Here is a 15185-nt window from a genome sequence, read left to right on the forward strand (position 1 = left end):
TCTCAGGTCACCCTTGCACGGGTCACTCGATCAACCAGGTAGACCAGCCCGTGGTAGTCAATTGCGCCGTGTTGGGTAAGACCGATCTCACAGGTGCGGCTGGTGGAGATCCCTTCGCTGCAATGCTGTACCGCGTCCTTCAGTGAGCGCAGCGAGTGGGCATTGAGTTCTGGCGTGGAGAAGCCTTTGTCGCCGGCGAAACCGCAACAATGGATGCCTTCCGGGATAACCACGTTTTTACTGCATTGGCGCGCCAGGTCGATCAGCGCCTGGCTTTCGCCGAGGTGCTGCGTGCTGCACGTGACGTGCACGGCGATGGGCGCCTCTTGGGGAATGAAATCGAGTCGATCCATCAAGTGGGTACGGATGAAGCGCACCGGGTCATACAGATCCAGGCGCACGTCGCCAAGGTCCTGGACCAGCCGCAATGTGCAGGGGCTGGTGTCACAGTAGATTGGGTCGAGCCCGCCGCGACTGGCGTGCAGCAAGGCGCCGATCAGTTCCTGGCGCTTGTGCTCGGCTTGTTCGGTGTAGCCTTTGGACGCAAAGGGCTGGCCGCAGCAGAGGCTATCCACGTTGTCTGGAAAGACCACCTGATAACCGGCCTTTTCCAGCAGGCCGAGGGTCTTGTCGTACAGCGACATCTGCTCCTTGTCCGCTGCCGCCGGGCCCATGACCCGCGACACGCACGCCGCCAGGTACACGACTCTAGGACGTTCGTCCGACACGGCGGGGCTGAAACGGATCGCCTTTTCCGGCTGGGGCATGGCGTTGGTCCACTGTGGCACCTGGCCCTTGGACAGGCGCGTCAATGAGGCCGACAGTCTCGCCAGGCGAGGCGCGCCCAGCAGCATGCGCGCACCGTTGGCCACGTGGAGGGCGAAGCGCGCGCCTTGCAGTGTGGTGGCGAAATTTCCTTCAATCCAGTTGGCGGTTTTCGTCTTCGTCGCGTCACGGCTGCGCAATTTTTTCACCAGTTCGCCGGTATTGATGCCTACCGGGCAACGTTGTGCACACAGGCCCGTGGCGGCGCAGGTATCGATGCCCTGGTATTGGTAGGCACGTTCCAGTTCGCTGGTGTCCGTGCCGGCGCGTTTCTTGGCTTGGATATCGCGCCAGATCACGATGCGCTGGCGCGGGCTCAAGGTCAGGTCCTTGGACGGGCACACCGGCTCGCAGAAACCGCACTCGATGCACTTATCCACAATCTCATCGGCGGCCGGCAGCGGTTTGAGGTGCTTGAGGTGGATCTGCGGGTCTTCGCTGAGCACCACGTCCGGGTTGAGGATGCCGCTGGGGTCGAGCAGGCGTTTGAGCTGCCACATCAACTGATAGGCGTCACTGCCCCATTCCAGCTCGACGAACGGCGCCATGTTGCGCCCGGTGCCGTGTTCGGCTTTCAGCGAGCCACCGAACTCCACCGCCACCAACTGCGCCACGTCATCCATGAACGCTTGGTAGCGTGCGACTTCTTCAGGGTTGTTGAAGCCTTGGGTGAAGACGAAGTGCAGATTGCCTTCCAGCGCGTGTCCGAAAAGGATCGCTTCGTCGTAGTGATGTTTGTCGAACAGCTCGATCAGGCGGTTTACGCCAATGGCCAGTTGTTCCACCGGAAAGGTCACGTCTTCGATGATCACCGTGGTTCCGGTTTTGCGTACTGCCCCGACGGCAGGAAAGGTGTCTTTGCGGATCGCCCAGAGCCGGGCGTTTTCCCGTGGGTCTTCGGTAAAGTCGACCTGTTTTTCCACCGGGAAACCGGCCAGGGAGGCCATGATCCGGGCCAGTTGTTCTTGCAGTAAAGACGAGGAAGCGGCGCGGGATTCGATCAGCAAGGCGCAGGCATCGGTCGACAGATGTTGTACGAAATCCGGCATGCCCGGTTTGTCCTGCACCGAGCGCAGGCTGCGACGGTCCAGTAGCTCCACGGCCGATACCGGCTGGCTTTTCAGCACGGTGACGGCATTGCAGCAGGTCTCCACATCGGGGAAGACGATCAGCGCCGAAGCCTTGTTCGGATGGTCGATAACGGTGTTGTAGGTCACCGCGCTGATGAAGCCGAGGGTGCCTTCGGAGCCGACCAGCAGGTGGCTCAAGATATCCACAGGCTCGTCGAAATCCACCAGGGCATTGAGTGACAGGCCGGTGGTATTTTTCAGACGGTATTTATGCCGGATTCGCGCAGCCAGTTCAGTGTTGGCGCGGGTCTCGCGGCCCAAAGTCGCCAGGCGTTCCAGCAGTTCGCCATGGCTCGTACGAAAAGCCGCCACGCTGCTGTCGTCTTCGGTGTCCAGGCGCGTGCCGTCGGCCAGCACCAGGCGGATGCCAGCCAGGGTGTGATAGGTGTTCTGCGCCGTGCCGCAGCACATGCCGCTGGCGTTGTTGGCGACGATGCCGCCGATTTTGCAGGCGTTGATCGACGCCGGATCTGGGCCGATCTTGCGCCCGAACGGGGCCAGCCAGGCGTTGGCCTGGGCGCCGATCACGCCGGGTTGCAAACGAATCTGCATGCCTTGCTCGCGAACCTCGCGCCCGTTCCAGTTGTCCCCGAGCACAATCAGCACCGAGTCGCTGATGGCTTGCCCGGACAGGCTGGTGCCGGCGGCGCGGAACGTGACTGGAACCTGGTCGCGCTGGGCCAGTTTCAGCAGGGCAATCACTTCATCTTCGGATTCGACACGCACCACCAGTTTCGGAATCAGCCGATAGAAACTGGCGTCGGTGCCGAAGGCCAAAGTCGACAGCGGATCGTCGAAACGGCGTTTCTGCGGGATCAGTTGTTGGACGTCGTGTAGGAAAGGGGCCGGAAGGGTCATTGGTCCTCCAGAATCAAAACCACCAGATCCTTCGGACCATGGGCGCCATAGGCCAGGATTTGCTCGATGTCGGCGGTTTTCGACGGGCCCGATACCAGCAGGGCGTTGGTGGGCATGCCTTGGGCCCACTCGAATTCCTGCTGCACTTCATAGAAGTTGTCACGGATTTCGCTGGCCTTGAGCAAGGCGAAATGCACCGGTGGCACCAGGCTCATCAGTCGCGGCTCTTCCCGGGTTGGCCAGAGAATCAGGCTGCCGGTGGCGGCGATGGCGCCAAGGGTGCCGGTCAGGCTGGCGGGGGTGTCGTTGAACAACTCGGCTTTCCACTCTTCTACCGGGCGGTCGTAGGCCTTGAGGGTTGGCAGGTCCGGATTGTTCGCCCAGAACTGTGTGATCTTTTCCCCGTGCGCGGTGGTCGGGGCGATGAGCAGGCTCGGCAATTGACGGTCGTGCAGCAATTGCGCGAGCAGCGCCGGCCAGTCGTCACCGGATGTCAGATGGATTTCGGTGTGCACCGCTTCCATCAATTTGCGCAGTTGTGGGATTCGTTCCTCGGGCGCATAGCGATAGGTTTGCGTCACCAGCTCGACGTCGAAGTTGTCGGCAACGGGCGTGGCGCCGGTCAGGCTTTTACGCAGCTTGGCGAGGATATTGTCCTTGGCGCTCATCGGCGGTCTCCCTGCTGGTTCAGGTGTTCGCGGGCCAGGTCATGCAATGAGCGGGCGGCGGGTTTGGGGGCGCTGTGGTTCTGGGTCCAGGGGCCGACGTTGTTGGGCGTCAGGGCGCGCAGGCGGGTGGCGAGGAACCCGAACAGCCGATACAACCGTGGCGAACTGTTGAGCCGAGCCCAGGCATTCCAGATGAAGCGTTCCTTGGGCGAGTATTTGCTGCCCTGGCCGCGCATCACCTGATGGGGGCTGTCCGGCGCCTTGACGTTTTCTTCCCGCAGCCGGCGCAGCAAAGCCGGGATCGGAATCTTCACCGGACACACTTCACCGCAGGCACCGCACAGCGAAGAGGCGCTCGGGTGGTCCGGCACCTTGGCCAGGCCGACCATGTGCGGCGTGATGATTTTTCCGATAGGTCCCGGGTACACCTCGCCGTAGGCATGGCCGCCGATTCGGGTATAGACCGGGCAATGATTCATACAGGCGCCGCAGCGAATGCAGTTCAGCGTCTGGCGCAATTCGCTATCGGCAAACGCCTGGCTGCGACCGTTGTCGAGCAGGACCAGGTGGACTTCCTGGGGGCCGTCCAGTTCGTCAGGCTTGCGCGGGCCGGAGATCATGTTGACGTAAGTGGTGATCGGCTGGCCGAGGGCCGAGCGGGTCAGCAGCGACAGCAGCGGCACGACGTCGCGCAGGTTCTCGACGACTTTTTCGATGCCGGTCACGGCAATGTGTACCGGCGGCACGGTGGTGGACATCCGCCCGTTGCCTTCGTTTTCCACCAGCAGCAGCGTGCCGGTTTCAGCGACGGCGAAGTTGACGCCGGAGACGCCGATGTCGGCCTCGAAGAATTTCTGCCGCAATACCTTGCGACCGATCTGAATGAGTTGGTCAACGTCCTTGGTGTACTCCACTCCGAGTTTGTCGTGGAACAAGGACGCGACCTGACCGGCATTCTTGTGGATCGCCGGCATAATGATATGTGAAGGCTTCTCGTGGTCGAGCTGGACGATGTATTCCCCCATGTCGGACTCAAGACATTCAATGTCCCGAGCCTCGAGGAAATGGTTCATCTCCATCTCTTCGCTGACCATCGATTTGCCCTTGATCACTTGCCGCGCCTCGTGAGCGCGGATGATCGAGAGGACGATGCCGTTGGCTTCGTCCACCGTTTCCGCCCAGTGCACGTTCACACCGTTGCGGGTCAGGTTGCTTTCAAGTTGCTCGAGCAGGTCGGGCAGCTTCGATAACGCACGGGCGCGGACGGCATTGCCCAGCACACGCAGGTGTTCTCTTTCGTGGGCATCGCTGAAGGACGTTGCCCGCTTGGTCATCAGTGAATCCATCGCGCTGCGAAAGTTGTTTCGCAGTTGCGTGTCGTCCAGGGCCTTGTGGGCTCGGGCGCGAAAATCTTCCTGCACCTCAACGGTCGGAATCAGCGTCGGCGTGCTCATGCGACACCTCCGCTACGCTGCCAGAGGAAGCTCGCCAGGTGCTGGCCGCGTAACGCCTCCTGCTGTTTTTCCAGTGCGCCGTTGATGTTCATCAGGCAGCCACAATCGGCACTGATGACCTTGTGCGCGCCGGATTCCTTCAGCGCTCGGGTCTTGTCGGCTACCATCGCGCCGGAAATATCCGGCATGCGAACGCTGAACGTCCCACCAAAACCACAGCATTCACTTTCGTGGCTGTGATCGACTCGCTCCACATTGCGTAGCTGCGCCAACAACGCGCGGCCGTGCAGGTGGGTGTTCATTTCACGCCGTGCCGAGCAGGACGTGTGCAGCGCAACCTTCACCGGCTCACCGCTGTCGTTCAACTGCACCTTGCAGACAAACAGCAGGAATTCAGCCAGTTCATAGGTCCGGGCCGCCAGGGCCTGGACCTGTTTGAGCGTGTCGGGCTCGTCCTTGAACAGGTCGGCGTAATGCTCGCGCAGCATGCCGGCGCAGGAGCCCGAGGGCACCACCACCGGATAGTCTTCGGCAAACAAGGCCAACTGCGCCCGTGCCACTGTCCGCGCCTGCTCGGTGTAGCCCGAGGTGTAGGCCGGTTGGCCGCAGCAACTTTGCCCTTGCGGGTAGTCCACCCGGATTCCTTCGCGCTCCAGCAGATGAATCGCATCCATCCCGGCTTCGGGATAGAACAGGTCCACCACGCAAGTACCGAACAGGTAGACCCGTCGCGGTTTTTCGCTGGGGTACTGCCGAGGCTCGGGCAATGGCGGGGCGACACGGGTCGCGTTCGGCACGGCGTTGTAAAAAAGCTCGCTCATCAGGCGTGTCTCCGGGTGGTCCCGGTTATCCGTCCGCTGAGGCTGCTGAATATAGACAGGAAATCTTTCAGCAGCCTTGCAGACCCGGTGGTGAATAGCAGACGCCGAATCACGGTTCGGCGTCGGTTTTTTCAGTGTTGCGTGTAGGACTTAATGAACCAGCATGCCGGTAAACCAGTAGGCCTGGGCCAACGTGATCAGGCCGACAATCGTTGCAAAGAATAGGCTGTGTTTGAGGGTGAAACGGAACAGATCCGATTCTTTGCCCACCAGCCCGGTCGCGGCGCAGGCCACCGCGATCGATTGTGGCGAAATCATCTTGCCGGTCACGCCGCCGCTGGTGTTGGCCGCGACGAGCAAGGTGTCGTTGACGCCGATCTGGTGCGCGGTGGTGGCTTGCAGCGAGCTGAACAGCGCGTTGGACGACGTATCGGAACCGGTCAGGAACACACCCAGCCAACCCAGGAACGGCGAGAAGAACGGGAACGCCGCGCCCGTGCCGGCCAGCACCAGGGCCATGGTCGACGACATGCCCGAGTAGTTGGTGACGAAGGCGAATGCCAGCACCATGCCGATGGACAGGATCGGCCAGCGCAGCTCGAAAAGTGTCTCTTTAAAAGTGGTAAGACCAGTTTTGATATTGATCTTCAGCACCAGCATCGAGATCAATGCGGAGAAGAAAATCGCCGTGCCGGTGGCGGAAATCGGATCAAGCTTGAACACGGCCGGAATGGCAGTGGGGTTGATCACGATGGGCGCGACCTTGATCACCATCTGGTCCAGGTGCGGGATGGCGAAGTTGAACACCCAGCCGTACATCGAACCGCCAGCGGCGAACATCGCCTTGAACGGCTTGAGGGTCCAGATCGTCACCAATACGGTCAGGATCAGGAACGGCGACCAGGCCTTGATGATTTCCCCCAGGCTGTAGGGCGAAGCCACGGTGCTGCGCGGTTGACCGAAACCGCCGACGCTGGCGGTGACCGTTGCGCTGGAGGTGGCGCCGGCAATCTGGGCGCCAGCGGTGCGCTTGGGCTGCCAGACTTTCAGGAACAGCGTCAGGGAAATCAGGCTGGCCAGGGCGGAGGTGATGTCCGGCAGTTCCGGGCCAATGAAGTTGGAGGTGAAGTACTGGGTGATGGCGAAGCTCAAGCCTGCCACCAATGCCGCTGGCCAGGTTTCCCGCACGCCGCGCAGGCCGTCCATCATGAACACCAGCCAGAACGGCACGAACAACGACAGCAAGGGCAATTGGCGACCGGTCATGGCGCCGATCTTGAAGGCGTCGATTCCGGTGACCTGGCCGGCCACGATAATCGGAATGCCCAGTGCGCCGAACGCCACTGGGGCGGTGTTGGCGATCAGGCACAGGCCGGCGGCGTACAGGGGGTTGAAGCCCAGGCCGACCAGCAGGGCGGCAGTGATCGCCACCGGTGCGCCGAAGCCGGCGGCACCTTCCAGAAATGCGCCGAAGCAAAAGCCGATCAGCAGAACTTGCAGACGCTGGTCATCGGTAATCGACAGCACCGAGCTGCGAATCACCTCGAACTGGCCGCTCTTGACCGTCAGTTTGTAGAGGAATACGGCGGCGACGATGATCCAGGCGATGGGCCACAGGCCATAGGCAAAGCCATAGCCGGCGGCGGCAAAGGCCATGTCTGCCGGCATCTGGAACGCGAAGATCGCCACGGCAATCGCCAGCGCCAGGGTGATGCTGCCGGCCACATGCCCCTTGAGGCGAAACACCGCCAAGGCCAGGAAGAAAAATACGATGGGGATAACGGCCGCGAGTGCGGACAAGCCGAGGCTGCCGAGCGGGCTGTAGAGCTGTTGCCAGGTTTGCATAATGGGTGGGCCCCTAATTGTTGTTGGTCAGGCACTGCCAGCGGGTTTGGTTAATTGGTAATACCAATTTACAATCGCTGTTGGCTAGGGTAAAAGCCTTGGTTGTCGTGTGTCAATTTGCCGCCCTGAAACTTTCGTCGAATAAGCGGTGCAGAGTGCATCTGATCCGGTGGTGCAAAACGGCTTTGATGGGTGTGGACAAGGCCCGGATGGGCCAGAATAGAGAGCCCGGCGAGCCGTCGGGATCGTGGAGAATTGAGTTATGGGGTTTGATCAGATTCGTCAGCGCCGTTTGTCTGACGATATTGTCGAGCGGCTTGAAGGCATGATCCTTGAGGGCACGCTCAAGTCCGGTGAGCGGCTGCCTGCCGAGCGGACCCTGGCTGAGCAGTTCGGCGTGTCACGCCCTTCGTTGCGCGAGGCGATCCAGAAACTGGCGGCCAAGGGCTTGTTGGTCAGTCGTCAGGGCGGCGGCAACTATGTGGTGGAGTCGTTAGGCTCGACGTTCAGTGATCCGCTGCTGCAACTGTTGGAAAGCAATCCCGAAGCGCAGCGTGACTTGTTGGAGTTCCGTCACACCCTGGAAGCGTCCTGCGCTTTTTACGCGGCGCAGCGGGCCACGGAGGTGGATCGCGAACGGCTGACGGCGGCCTTTGACGAGCTGCAGGATTGTTACTCACGCCACGACGAGGTGAGCCGGGCGGAGGAGGGCGCGGCGGATGCCCGGTTTCACCTGGCGATCGCCGAGGCCAGTCATAACGCGGTGTTGCTGCACACCATCCGCGGTTTGTTCGACCTGCTCAAGCGCAACGTCGTCACCAATATCGGCGGCATGTACAAGCAGCGCAGTGAAACTCGCGACATGCTGATCAGCCAGCACCGAGAGCTGTACCAGGCCATCATGGACGGGCATGCCGAACAGGCGCGGGAAGTGTCCAGCCGGCATATCTTGTATGTGCAGGAAGTCTTGGAAGAGGTGCGTCAGGAAGTGCAGCGCGTGGCGCGGGCAGAGCGGCGTAAAGGGATGTAATCGCGCCGGTGGACCCCTGTGGGAGCGAGCTTGCTCGCGAAAGCGGTCTGTCTGACCCATCACTACCGGATGTGTCGACGTCATCGCGAGCAAGCTCGGCTCCCACAGTTGATCCCGGGCTAGTCTTCCTTGCCCTTGTTGCGCACAGCGCGCTGCAGCTCACGGCCGGCATCGCGTTCGCGTTCGGTGTCGCGCTTGTCGTATTCCTTCTTGCCCTTGCCCAGGGCAATTTCACACTTGATCAAGTGCTTGCTCCAGTACAACGACGTGCAGACGCAGGTGTAGCCCTTCTGCTGCACGGAGGCGAAGAGCTTTTCCAGCTCGCGCTTGTTGAGCAGCAGCTTGCGCGAGCGCGTCGGGTCGGCGATCACGTGGGTGCTGGCGGTGGTCAGCGGCGTGAAATGACTGCCCAGCAGCCAGGCCTCGCCGTCCTTGAGCAGCACGTAGCTGTCGACCAGTTGCGCCTTGCCGGCACGCAGACTCTTTACTTCCCAGCCGGCCAGGACCATGCCAGCCTCGAAACGCTGTTCGATGAAGTAATCGTGTCGCGCCTTTTTATTTTGCGCGATGGTCCCTGTGGGGTGTTTCTTCTGTTTAGCCATAGGGGCGGCATTATAGGCAGTTGCGTGCGTGTCGGCTACGGTGAAGCTGCGTGCTTGAGCACGTTGAGTGAATCCCGGACAATGCGGCCTCTTTTTCGAACGCTTGGGCGTGATCACGATGTCGACAGACAAGGTTTCTGTCCACGGCAGTTGGGCTAGCCGCTGGGTCTTTATATTCGCTGCAACCGGTTCGGCGGTGGGGCTGGGCAGTATCTGGAAATTCCCCTACATGGTCGGCGTCTACGGTGGCGGTGCCTTCGTATTGATGTTCCTGGCGTGCATTGCGCTCATCGGCGCACCGGTGATGCTGGCCGAAACCCTGATCGGTCGTCGTGCCCGGCAAAGCCCGGCCAATGCCCTGAAGGTGCTGGCGGTGGAAGCAGGGCATTCGCCCAAGTGGTCGTGGGGCGCCTTCGCCGGAATGATCACGGCGCTGTTGATCCTGTCTTTCTATAGCGTGGTCGGTGGCTGGTCGCTGGACTACATCATCGACATGGGCCGCGGGGATTTCCAAGGGGCCACGCCGGATCAGGTGGGCGCCTACTTCGGCAATGTGATCGCCGATCCCTGGCGGCTGACCCTCTGGCACACGATCTTCATGGTGCTCTCGGCGGTGGTGATTGCCCGGGGCGTGGTGGCCGGGCTTGAGCGCAGCCTGCGGATCATGATGCCGTTGCTGTTCGTGATGATCCTGGTGTTGCTGGGCTACAGCATGACCACCGGGCACTTCATGGAAGGCGTGCATTTCATGTTCGACTTCAAGCCTGAGAAAGTCATGGATGGCCTGCTACCGGCCATGGGGCATGCGTTTTTCTCCCTCAGCGTCGGGGTTGGTTCGATCATGATCTACGGCGCCTACATGCCCAAGAATGCATCCCTGACCCGGACCGTTGTCGGCGTCGCGCTGTTGGATACCTTCGTGTCGCTGTTGGCGGGGGTGGCATTGTTTCCGATTGTGTTCGCCGCTGGCCTGAACCCCAGTGAGGGGCCCGGGTTGATGTTCGTCAGCCTGCCCTTTGCCTTCGGCAGCATGGCGTTCGGTCAGGTAATGGGCGTGGTGTTTTTCCTCCTGGTGGCCATCGCGGCCTGGAGTTCGGCCATCTCCCTGTTGGAACCCATGGTGGCTTACCTGGTTGAACGGACCCGGCTCAGTCGTGCCTGGGTAACCTTCTGGCTGGCTTTCACCTGTTGGTTTGTCGGCCTGGGCACGGTGTTCTCCTTCAATATATGGAAGCAAGCGAAGTTTTTCGTGAACGAAGGCGGGCTGTTCCATCTCTACCAGTGGGGCGCAACCGGAGGGCTGGATTTCTTCGGCGTGATTGATTTCTTCACCTCGCGGATCATGCTGCCATTGGGTGGTTTGTGTTTCGTAGTGTTTGCAGGATGGATCATGGGGCGTGAAGCAGTGCGTGATGAACTGTCGCTGCGCAGCCCGGTATTGTTTGGTTTGAGCCTGTTCTTGATGCGCTACGTGGCGCCCATCGGCATTCTTGTAGTGTTTGCCGCCCAGCTGTGGAAGTGACGCTTACATGACGACACATATTCAACGCTCGGCCTTGCTGCCCTATCCGGCGCAGGCGCTGTATGACCTGGTCAACGATGTGGCGAGCTACCCGGAGTTCTTGCCATGGTGCTCATCGGCGGAGGTGCTGGAGAGTTCCGAAACTCATATGCGCGCCAGCCTCAACATTGCCAAGAGTGGCTTGAGTCAGCGCTTCGTCACGCGCAATACGCTGGTGCCGGGGCATTCCATCGAGATGAACCTGGAAGAAGGGCCTTTCAATCAGCTCCACGGTGTCTGGGTGTTCAAGCCGCTGGGTGAGAAGGCCTGCAAGATCAGCCTGGACCTGTCGTTCGACTACGCCGGCCCACTGGTGCGGGCGACGCTGGGGCCGCTGTTCAATCAGGCTGCCAATACCCTGGTCGACGCGTTCTGCCAGCGGGCCAAGCAGAATGCAGAGCTCAAGCGTTGATTGAGATAGAAGTGGTGTATGCCGCGGTGGATCGCCAAGTCTTGCGCGCATGCGTGGTGCAGGAAGGCACCAGTGTTCGCGCAGCGCTGGTGGCCTCGGGGATTGCCGATGCATTCCCGGAACTGGATCTGGCGACTTGCCCGGTGGGGATTTTTGGCAAGCAGGTTGCCGATCCAGAGCGCCAGGTGGTGCAGGCGGCTGATCGACTGGAGATTTATCGCCCGTTGTTGGCCGATCCGAAGGAAATTCGGCGCCTGCGCGCGGCCAAGGCTGCCCAGGCGCGCCAATTGGAGCAATAACCTGGCCGGAATGGCAGGCGATAAAAAACCCGGCATGCCGGGTTTTTTATTGTCGCGATTTATTGCGGCGAGGTATCCAGAGGCTCTGGCGTCGGGACGGGTACAGTCTCGACCTGGTCCACGTCCTTTTGGATCTGGTCCAGCAGCGAACCTGGCTTGACCGGTTTTTCCGGTTTCGGCTGTTCGGCATTCTGGGCCGGGTCGGTAACGGTGGTGCCGCTGTCCTTGCCCATGATGGCCTCGTCACGGCTCACGCCAGGCATGAAGTCACCCGACAGGCTGACGAGTTGGTCGTCAGGGCTGAAGATAACGCTGATGCGTTCCTGCTGGCGCTCACCGCCGCCTGGCTGCAAGCTGTACAGGTAATCCCAGCGATCGGCATGGAACGTGTCGGTCAGCAGGGGGTTGCCCATGATAAACCGTACTTGCCGGCGGGTCATTCCCGGGCGTAACTGGTCTATCATGTCCTGCGTGACGACATTGCCCTGCTGGATGTCGATTTTGTAAACCCCGGGGAATGAACAACCGGCGAGTGCGAGCAGTCCCACAAAGGTGAAACTGGTTAGCAAGAGCTTGGTGTTTTGCATCGGTGGGCGACTTCCACTATCTTGGCTGGGACAACGTAAACGCCGATCATACCCGCATTAAGAGAAGCTGCGAAGCAGCATCGCGAGAAAGCTGACCATGGTTGAAAATAGCGAACTACGCAAAGCCGGCCTCAAAGTGACCCTGCCACGGGTCAAGATTCTACAAATGCTCGATTCCGCCGAGCAACGCCACATGAGTGCTGAAGATGTCTACAAGGCGCTTATGGAGGCTGGTGAGGACGTCGGTCTGGCCACGGTTTACCGTGTTCTGACCCAGTTCGAGGCAGCTGGCCTTGTGGTGCGACACAACTTCGACGGAGGCCATGCGGTCTTCGAGCTGGACGACGGCAAGCATCACGACCATATGGTCAACGTCGAGACCAGTGAAGTGATCGAATTCTTCGACGAAGAAATCGAGCGGCTGCAGAAAGCAATCGTCGACAAGTATGGCTTCGAGATGGTTGATCACAATCTTGTGCTGTACGTACGCAAGAAAAAGTAAGCATGTCGCGCGGACTTAAGGTTCGCGAAACGAACGAAGGCGACCCCAGGGTCGCCTTCGTGCTTTCTGCTGTTCTCAGATTTTCGCGGTAACGACCATTTTTTTCGCGTGGGCCAGGGATTCCTTGGTGAGGTCGATGCCCCCGAGCATTCGTGCCACTTCTTCCACGCGCTCGTTTTTGTTGAGCTTGGACACGGCGGTACGAGTCGCGTCCTCGCCGCGCACCTTGTGCACAAATAAATGCTGGTGTCCCTGGGCGGCGACCTGAGGCAGGTGAGTGACGGTCAGCACCTGGCCGCGTTCCCCCAGCCGGCGCAGCAACTGGCCGACAATTTCTGCAGTTGGGCCACCGATACCCACGTCCACTTCGTCGAATACCAGTGTCGGCACGCGAGAGGTTTGTGCGGTGATGACCTGGATGGCCAGGCTGATTCGCGACAACTCACCGCCGGAGGCGACTTTGGCCAAGCCTTTGAGCGGTTGTCCGGGGTTGGCGCTGACCAGCAATTCCACCTGTTCCAGCCCATTGGGTTGGAGCTCGTCGCCAGCGTTGGGGCGCAATTCGATGGTGAAGCGCCCGCCCGGCATGCCCAGGCGCTGGATCTCCTGCTCCACGGCGCTGGCCAGCCCTGTTGCGGCATGCTGCCGCAATTCACTGAGCTCCCTGGCCTTTTCCTGGTAATGACGGGCATAAGACGCCAGTTCGTCCCCCAGGCGCTCGATGGACTCATCGTTGGCGTTCAGGGTTTCCAGTTCTTCCAGCAGCCGCTGCTGGAGTTCGGCAACGTCGGTTGGCTGGATACGATGCTTGCGCGCCAGTGTATAGATGCTGTCCAGGCGCTCTTCCAGGTATTGCAGGCGGGCCGGGTCGGCATCGAAATGATCGAGGAACCGGTTTAGCTCCCCGACGGCCTCTTCGACCTGGATCTGCGCGCTGGTCAGCAGGTTGGTCGCTTCGTTCAAGGCGCCCACCGAATTGTTCACGCTGGAGAGTCGGTTCAGGCTCGCTGTCAGTGCATTGAGGACATTGCCCGAATCGCTCTCGCTGCATTGTTCGACCACCTGGCGGCAGATGCCCAGCAGGGTTTCGGCGTTGGTCAGGTTCTTGTGTTCCTGTTCCAGTTCTTCCAGTTCATTTTCACCCAGGGCCAGGTTCTCCAGCTCTTCGAGCTGGTAGCTCAACAACTGGTGGCGGGCGCGCTGTTCGTCGCCGGAATTGGAGAGTCGATCCAGTTCCTGCCGGGTCTGGCGCCAGCGTTGGGCAGCCAGGTGGACTTGCCGGGCCAGGTCCGTGGCGCCGGCGTATTCATCCAGCAGGCGGCGATGGGTGTCGGTCTTGAGCAGGGATTGGTGTTCATGCTGGCTGTGAATGTCGATCAGCAGCTCGCCGAGGGCCTTGAGATCGCCCAAGGGGCAGGGCGTGCCGTTGATGTAGCCTCGGGAGCGGCCTTCGGCGGTGATGACCCGGCGCAGGATGCACAGGCCGTCGGTGTCCAGGTCGCGTTCGGTCAGCCAGGCGCTGGCCTCGGGGATGTCGACCAGGTCGAACGTCGCCAGGATGTCGGCCTTGTCCGCTCCGGGGCGCACCACGCCACTGTCGGCGCGATCGCCCAGCGTCAGGCCCAGGGCATCGAGCATGATCGACTTGCCTGCGCCGGTTTCACCGGTGATCACACTCATGCCTCGATCGAGTTCGAGGTCGAGGTGTTCGACGATGGCGTAGTTGTGTACGGACAGGTGCACCAGCATAAGGCCGCTCCCAGGCTTTAGGTCTGGTTATTTATACAGTGTTTTGTTTCGGCCTGACAATGCCCTCGCTTAGCTCGATTTGCTTGGGCAGATGATTTTCTTAGCGCTGCGAGGAATGGTTATGCAGCTGTTTTTTGTAAGGTTAATTCGTCAGATAGCCCTTGAAGCTGCAAAACCCGACCCCATATACCGGGGCAGAAGCGCGAGTTGAGCTCGCGGACGAAGTTGAGAGGAGAAATCTATGGCTGACGAACAGACGCAGGACACGCAAAATCTAGACGCCAATCAGGCTTCCCAGGTTTCCGGTGAAGACCTGGCTGCACGTGTACAAGTGCTCGAGGAGCAACTGGCCGGTGCGCAGGATCAGGCGTTGCGTGTAGCAGCCGACCTGCAGAATGTCCGCCGTCGCGCCGAGCAAGATGTAGAGAAAGCTCATAAATTCGCCCTGGAGCGTTTCGCCGGCGACTTGCTGCCGATCATCGACAGCCTGGAGCGCGGCCTTGAGCTGTCCAACCCGGATGACGAAAACATTCGTCCGATGCGTGAAGGCATCGAGCTGACCCTGAAAATGTTCCAGGACACTCTCAAGCGTTATCAGCTCGAAACCCTTGATCCGCATGGCGAACCGTTCAACGCCGAGCATCACCAGGCCATGGCGATGCAGGAAAGTGCCGACGTCGAGCCAAACAGTGTGCTGAAGGTTTTCCAGAAGGGCTATCTGCTCAACGGTCGCCTGCTGCGCCCGGCCATGGTCGTGGTCAGCAAGGCGCCAGCGCCGGTTTCGCCTTCTATTGATGAGCAGGCTTGAAATCGGTCGTAGCGGCCCCATCTATATGTCAAGC

14 protein-coding genes are annotated in these 15185 nt (G+C 60.5%); 6 read left to right on the forward strand and 8 right to left on the reverse strand.

The window, feature by feature from the left end:
* Positions 1 to 2 precede the first annotated feature (2 nt).
* The 5 genes from Q7F16_RS04800 to Q7F16_RS04820 form a co-directional block, all read right to left on the reverse strand.
* The gene (locus Q7F16_RS04800; protein WP_409555983.1) at positions 3 to 2813 is read right to left on the reverse strand and encodes an FAD-binding and (Fe-S)-binding domain-containing protein; all 2811 of its coding nucleotides are present in this window, start codon (positions 2811 to 2813) and stop codon (positions 3 to 5) included.
* Positions 2810 to 3481, reverse strand: a complete 672-nt coding sequence (locus Q7F16_RS04805) for a LutC/YkgG family protein (RefSeq protein ID WP_409555982.1) — start codon at positions 3479 to 3481, stop codon at positions 2810 to 2812. The genes Q7F16_RS04800 and Q7F16_RS04805 overlap by 4 nt, the downstream gene beginning before the upstream one ends.
* A complete protein-coding gene (locus Q7F16_RS04810) occupies positions 3478 to 4935 on the reverse strand; it encodes a LutB/LldF family L-lactate oxidation iron-sulfur protein (RefSeq protein ID WP_046063137.1) in 1458 nt (485 codons plus the stop codon). Before Q7F16_RS04810 ends, Q7F16_RS04805 begins: the two co-directional genes overlap by 4 nt.
* Complete coding sequence (locus Q7F16_RS04815) at positions 4932 to 5756, reverse strand: (Fe-S)-binding protein (protein ID WP_409555981.1); 825 nt, start codon at positions 5754 to 5756, stop codon at positions 4932 to 4934. Before Q7F16_RS04815 ends, Q7F16_RS04810 begins: the two co-directional genes overlap by 4 nt.
* Positions 5757 to 5906: 150 nt before the next feature.
* On the reverse strand, positions 5907 to 7601 hold the full coding sequence (locus Q7F16_RS04820) for a lactate permease LctP family transporter (RefSeq protein WP_046063139.1): 1695 nt from the start codon (positions 7599 to 7601) through the stop codon (positions 5907 to 5909).
* 262 nt (positions 7602 to 7863) lie between these two features.
* Here Q7F16_RS04820 and Q7F16_RS04825 point away from each other — a divergent pair, with 262 nt between their 5' ends.
* Positions 7864 to 8631, forward strand: a complete 768-nt coding sequence (locus tag Q7F16_RS04825; protein ID WP_046063140.1) for an FCD domain-containing protein — start codon at positions 7864 to 7866, stop codon at positions 8629 to 8631.
* 119 nt (positions 8632 to 8750) lie between these two features.
* Here Q7F16_RS04825 and smpB read toward each other — a convergent pair whose 3' ends face one another.
* The gene (gene smpB, locus Q7F16_RS04830; RefSeq protein ID WP_003197663.1) at positions 8751 to 9233 is read right to left on the reverse strand and encodes an SsrA-binding protein SmpB; all 483 of its coding nucleotides are present in this window, start codon (positions 9231 to 9233) and stop codon (positions 8751 to 8753) included.
* Positions 9234 to 9351: 118 nt separating this feature from the next.
* Between smpB and Q7F16_RS04835 the strand changes: the two genes are divergently transcribed.
* From Q7F16_RS04835 to Q7F16_RS04845, 3 genes are read left to right on the forward strand one after another with little or no spacing between them, the layout of a single operon-like run.
* On the forward strand, positions 9352 to 10755 hold the full coding sequence (locus Q7F16_RS04835; protein WP_409555980.1) for a sodium-dependent transporter: 1404 nt from the start codon (positions 9352 to 9354) through the stop codon (positions 10753 to 10755).
* 7 nt (positions 10756 to 10762) lie between these two features.
* Positions 10763 to 11206 carry a type II toxin-antitoxin system RatA family toxin gene (locus tag Q7F16_RS04840; protein ID WP_014336563.1) on the forward strand — a complete coding sequence of 148 codons (444 nt, stop codon included), beginning with the start codon at positions 10763 to 10765 and terminating at the stop codon, positions 11204 to 11206.
* Complete coding sequence (locus Q7F16_RS04845; protein ID WP_046063141.1) at positions 11203 to 11505, forward strand: RnfH family protein; 303 nt, start codon at positions 11203 to 11205, stop codon at positions 11503 to 11505. Before Q7F16_RS04840 ends, Q7F16_RS04845 begins: the two co-directional genes overlap by 4 nt.
* A 59-nt stretch (positions 11506 to 11564) precedes the next feature.
* Here the strand turns inward: Q7F16_RS04845 and Q7F16_RS04850 are convergent, their stop codons facing one another.
* Positions 11565 to 12092, reverse strand: coding sequence for an outer membrane protein assembly factor BamE (locus Q7F16_RS04850; protein WP_046063142.1), 528 nt, complete (start codon positions 12090 to 12092; stop codon positions 11565 to 11567).
* A 97-nt stretch (positions 12093 to 12189) separates the two neighbouring features.
* Between Q7F16_RS04850 and fur the strand changes: the two genes are divergently transcribed.
* Positions 12190 to 12594: a ferric iron uptake transcriptional regulator gene (gene fur / locus Q7F16_RS04855; protein ID WP_003197684.1), complete on the forward strand. Its 405-nt coding sequence runs from the start codon at positions 12190 to 12192 to the stop codon at positions 12592 to 12594.
* A 75-nt stretch (positions 12595 to 12669) separates the two neighbouring features.
* Here the strand turns inward: fur and recN are convergent, their stop codons facing one another.
* Positions 12670 to 14343: a DNA repair protein RecN gene (recN, locus tag Q7F16_RS04860; RefSeq protein WP_409555979.1), complete on the reverse strand. Its 1674-nt coding sequence runs from the start codon at positions 14341 to 14343 to the stop codon at positions 12670 to 12672.
* 241 nt (positions 14344 to 14584) lie between these two features.
* Between recN and grpE the strand changes: the two genes are divergently transcribed.
* Entirely contained in the window at positions 14585 to 15151 is a 567-nt protein-coding gene (grpE, locus tag Q7F16_RS04865; protein ID WP_014336567.1) for a nucleotide exchange factor GrpE, read from the forward strand.
* Positions 15152 to 15185: the final 34 nt, after the last annotated feature.

The organism is Pseudomonas sp. Lb2C2, from assembly GCF_052112205.1.
GTDB lineage: Bacteria > Pseudomonadota > Gammaproteobacteria > Pseudomonadales > Pseudomonadaceae > Aquipseudomonas > Aquipseudomonas kilonensis.

Excerpts from the sequence above, each read along its gene's own strand:
- Q7F16_RS04840 (WP_014336563.1), top strand. The coding sequence starts at position 10,763 with ATGACGACACATATTCAACGCTCGGCCTTGCTGCCCTATCCGGCGCAG.
- Q7F16_RS04825 (WP_046063140.1), top strand. The coding sequence starts at position 7,864 with ATGGGGTTTGATCAGATTCGTCAGCGCCGTTTGTCTGACGATATTGTC.
- fur (WP_003197684.1), top strand. The coding sequence starts at position 12,190 with ATGGTTGAAAATAGCGAACTACGCAAAGCCGGCCTCAAAGTGACCCTG.
- Q7F16_RS04835 (WP_409555980.1), top strand. The coding sequence starts at position 9,352 with ATGTCGACAGACAAGGTTTCTGTCCACGGCAGTTGGGCTAGCCGCTGG.
- smpB (WP_003197663.1), bottom strand. The coding sequence starts at position 9,233 with ATGGCTAAACAGAAGAAACACCCCACAGGGACCATCGCGCAAAATAAA.
- Q7F16_RS04850 (WP_046063142.1), bottom strand. The coding sequence starts at position 12,092 with ATGCAAAACACCAAGCTCTTGCTAACCAGTTTCACCTTTGTGGGACTG.
- Q7F16_RS04810 (WP_046063137.1), bottom strand. The coding sequence starts at position 4,935 with ATGAGCACGCCGACGCTGATTCCGACCGTTGAGGTGCAGGAAGATTTT.
- grpE (WP_014336567.1), top strand. The coding sequence starts at position 14,585 with ATGGCTGACGAACAGACGCAGGACACGCAAAATCTAGACGCCAATCAG.
- Q7F16_RS04815 (WP_409555981.1), bottom strand. The coding sequence starts at position 5,756 with ATGAGCGAGCTTTTTTACAACGCCGTGCCGAACGCGACCCGTGTCGCC.
- recN (WP_409555979.1), bottom strand. The coding sequence starts at position 14,343 with ATGCTGGTGCACCTGTCCGTACACAACTACGCCATCGTCGAACACCTC.
- Q7F16_RS04805 (WP_409555982.1), bottom strand. The coding sequence starts at position 3,481 with ATGAGCGCCAAGGACAATATCCTCGCCAAGCTGCGTAAAAGCCTGACC.
- Q7F16_RS04800 (WP_409555983.1), bottom strand. The coding sequence starts at position 2,813 with ATGACCCTTCCGGCCCCTTTCCTACACGACGTCCAACAACTGATCCCG.
- Q7F16_RS04820 (WP_046063139.1), bottom strand. The coding sequence starts at position 7,601 with ATGCAAACCTGGCAACAGCTCTACAGCCCGCTCGGCAGCCTCGGCTTG.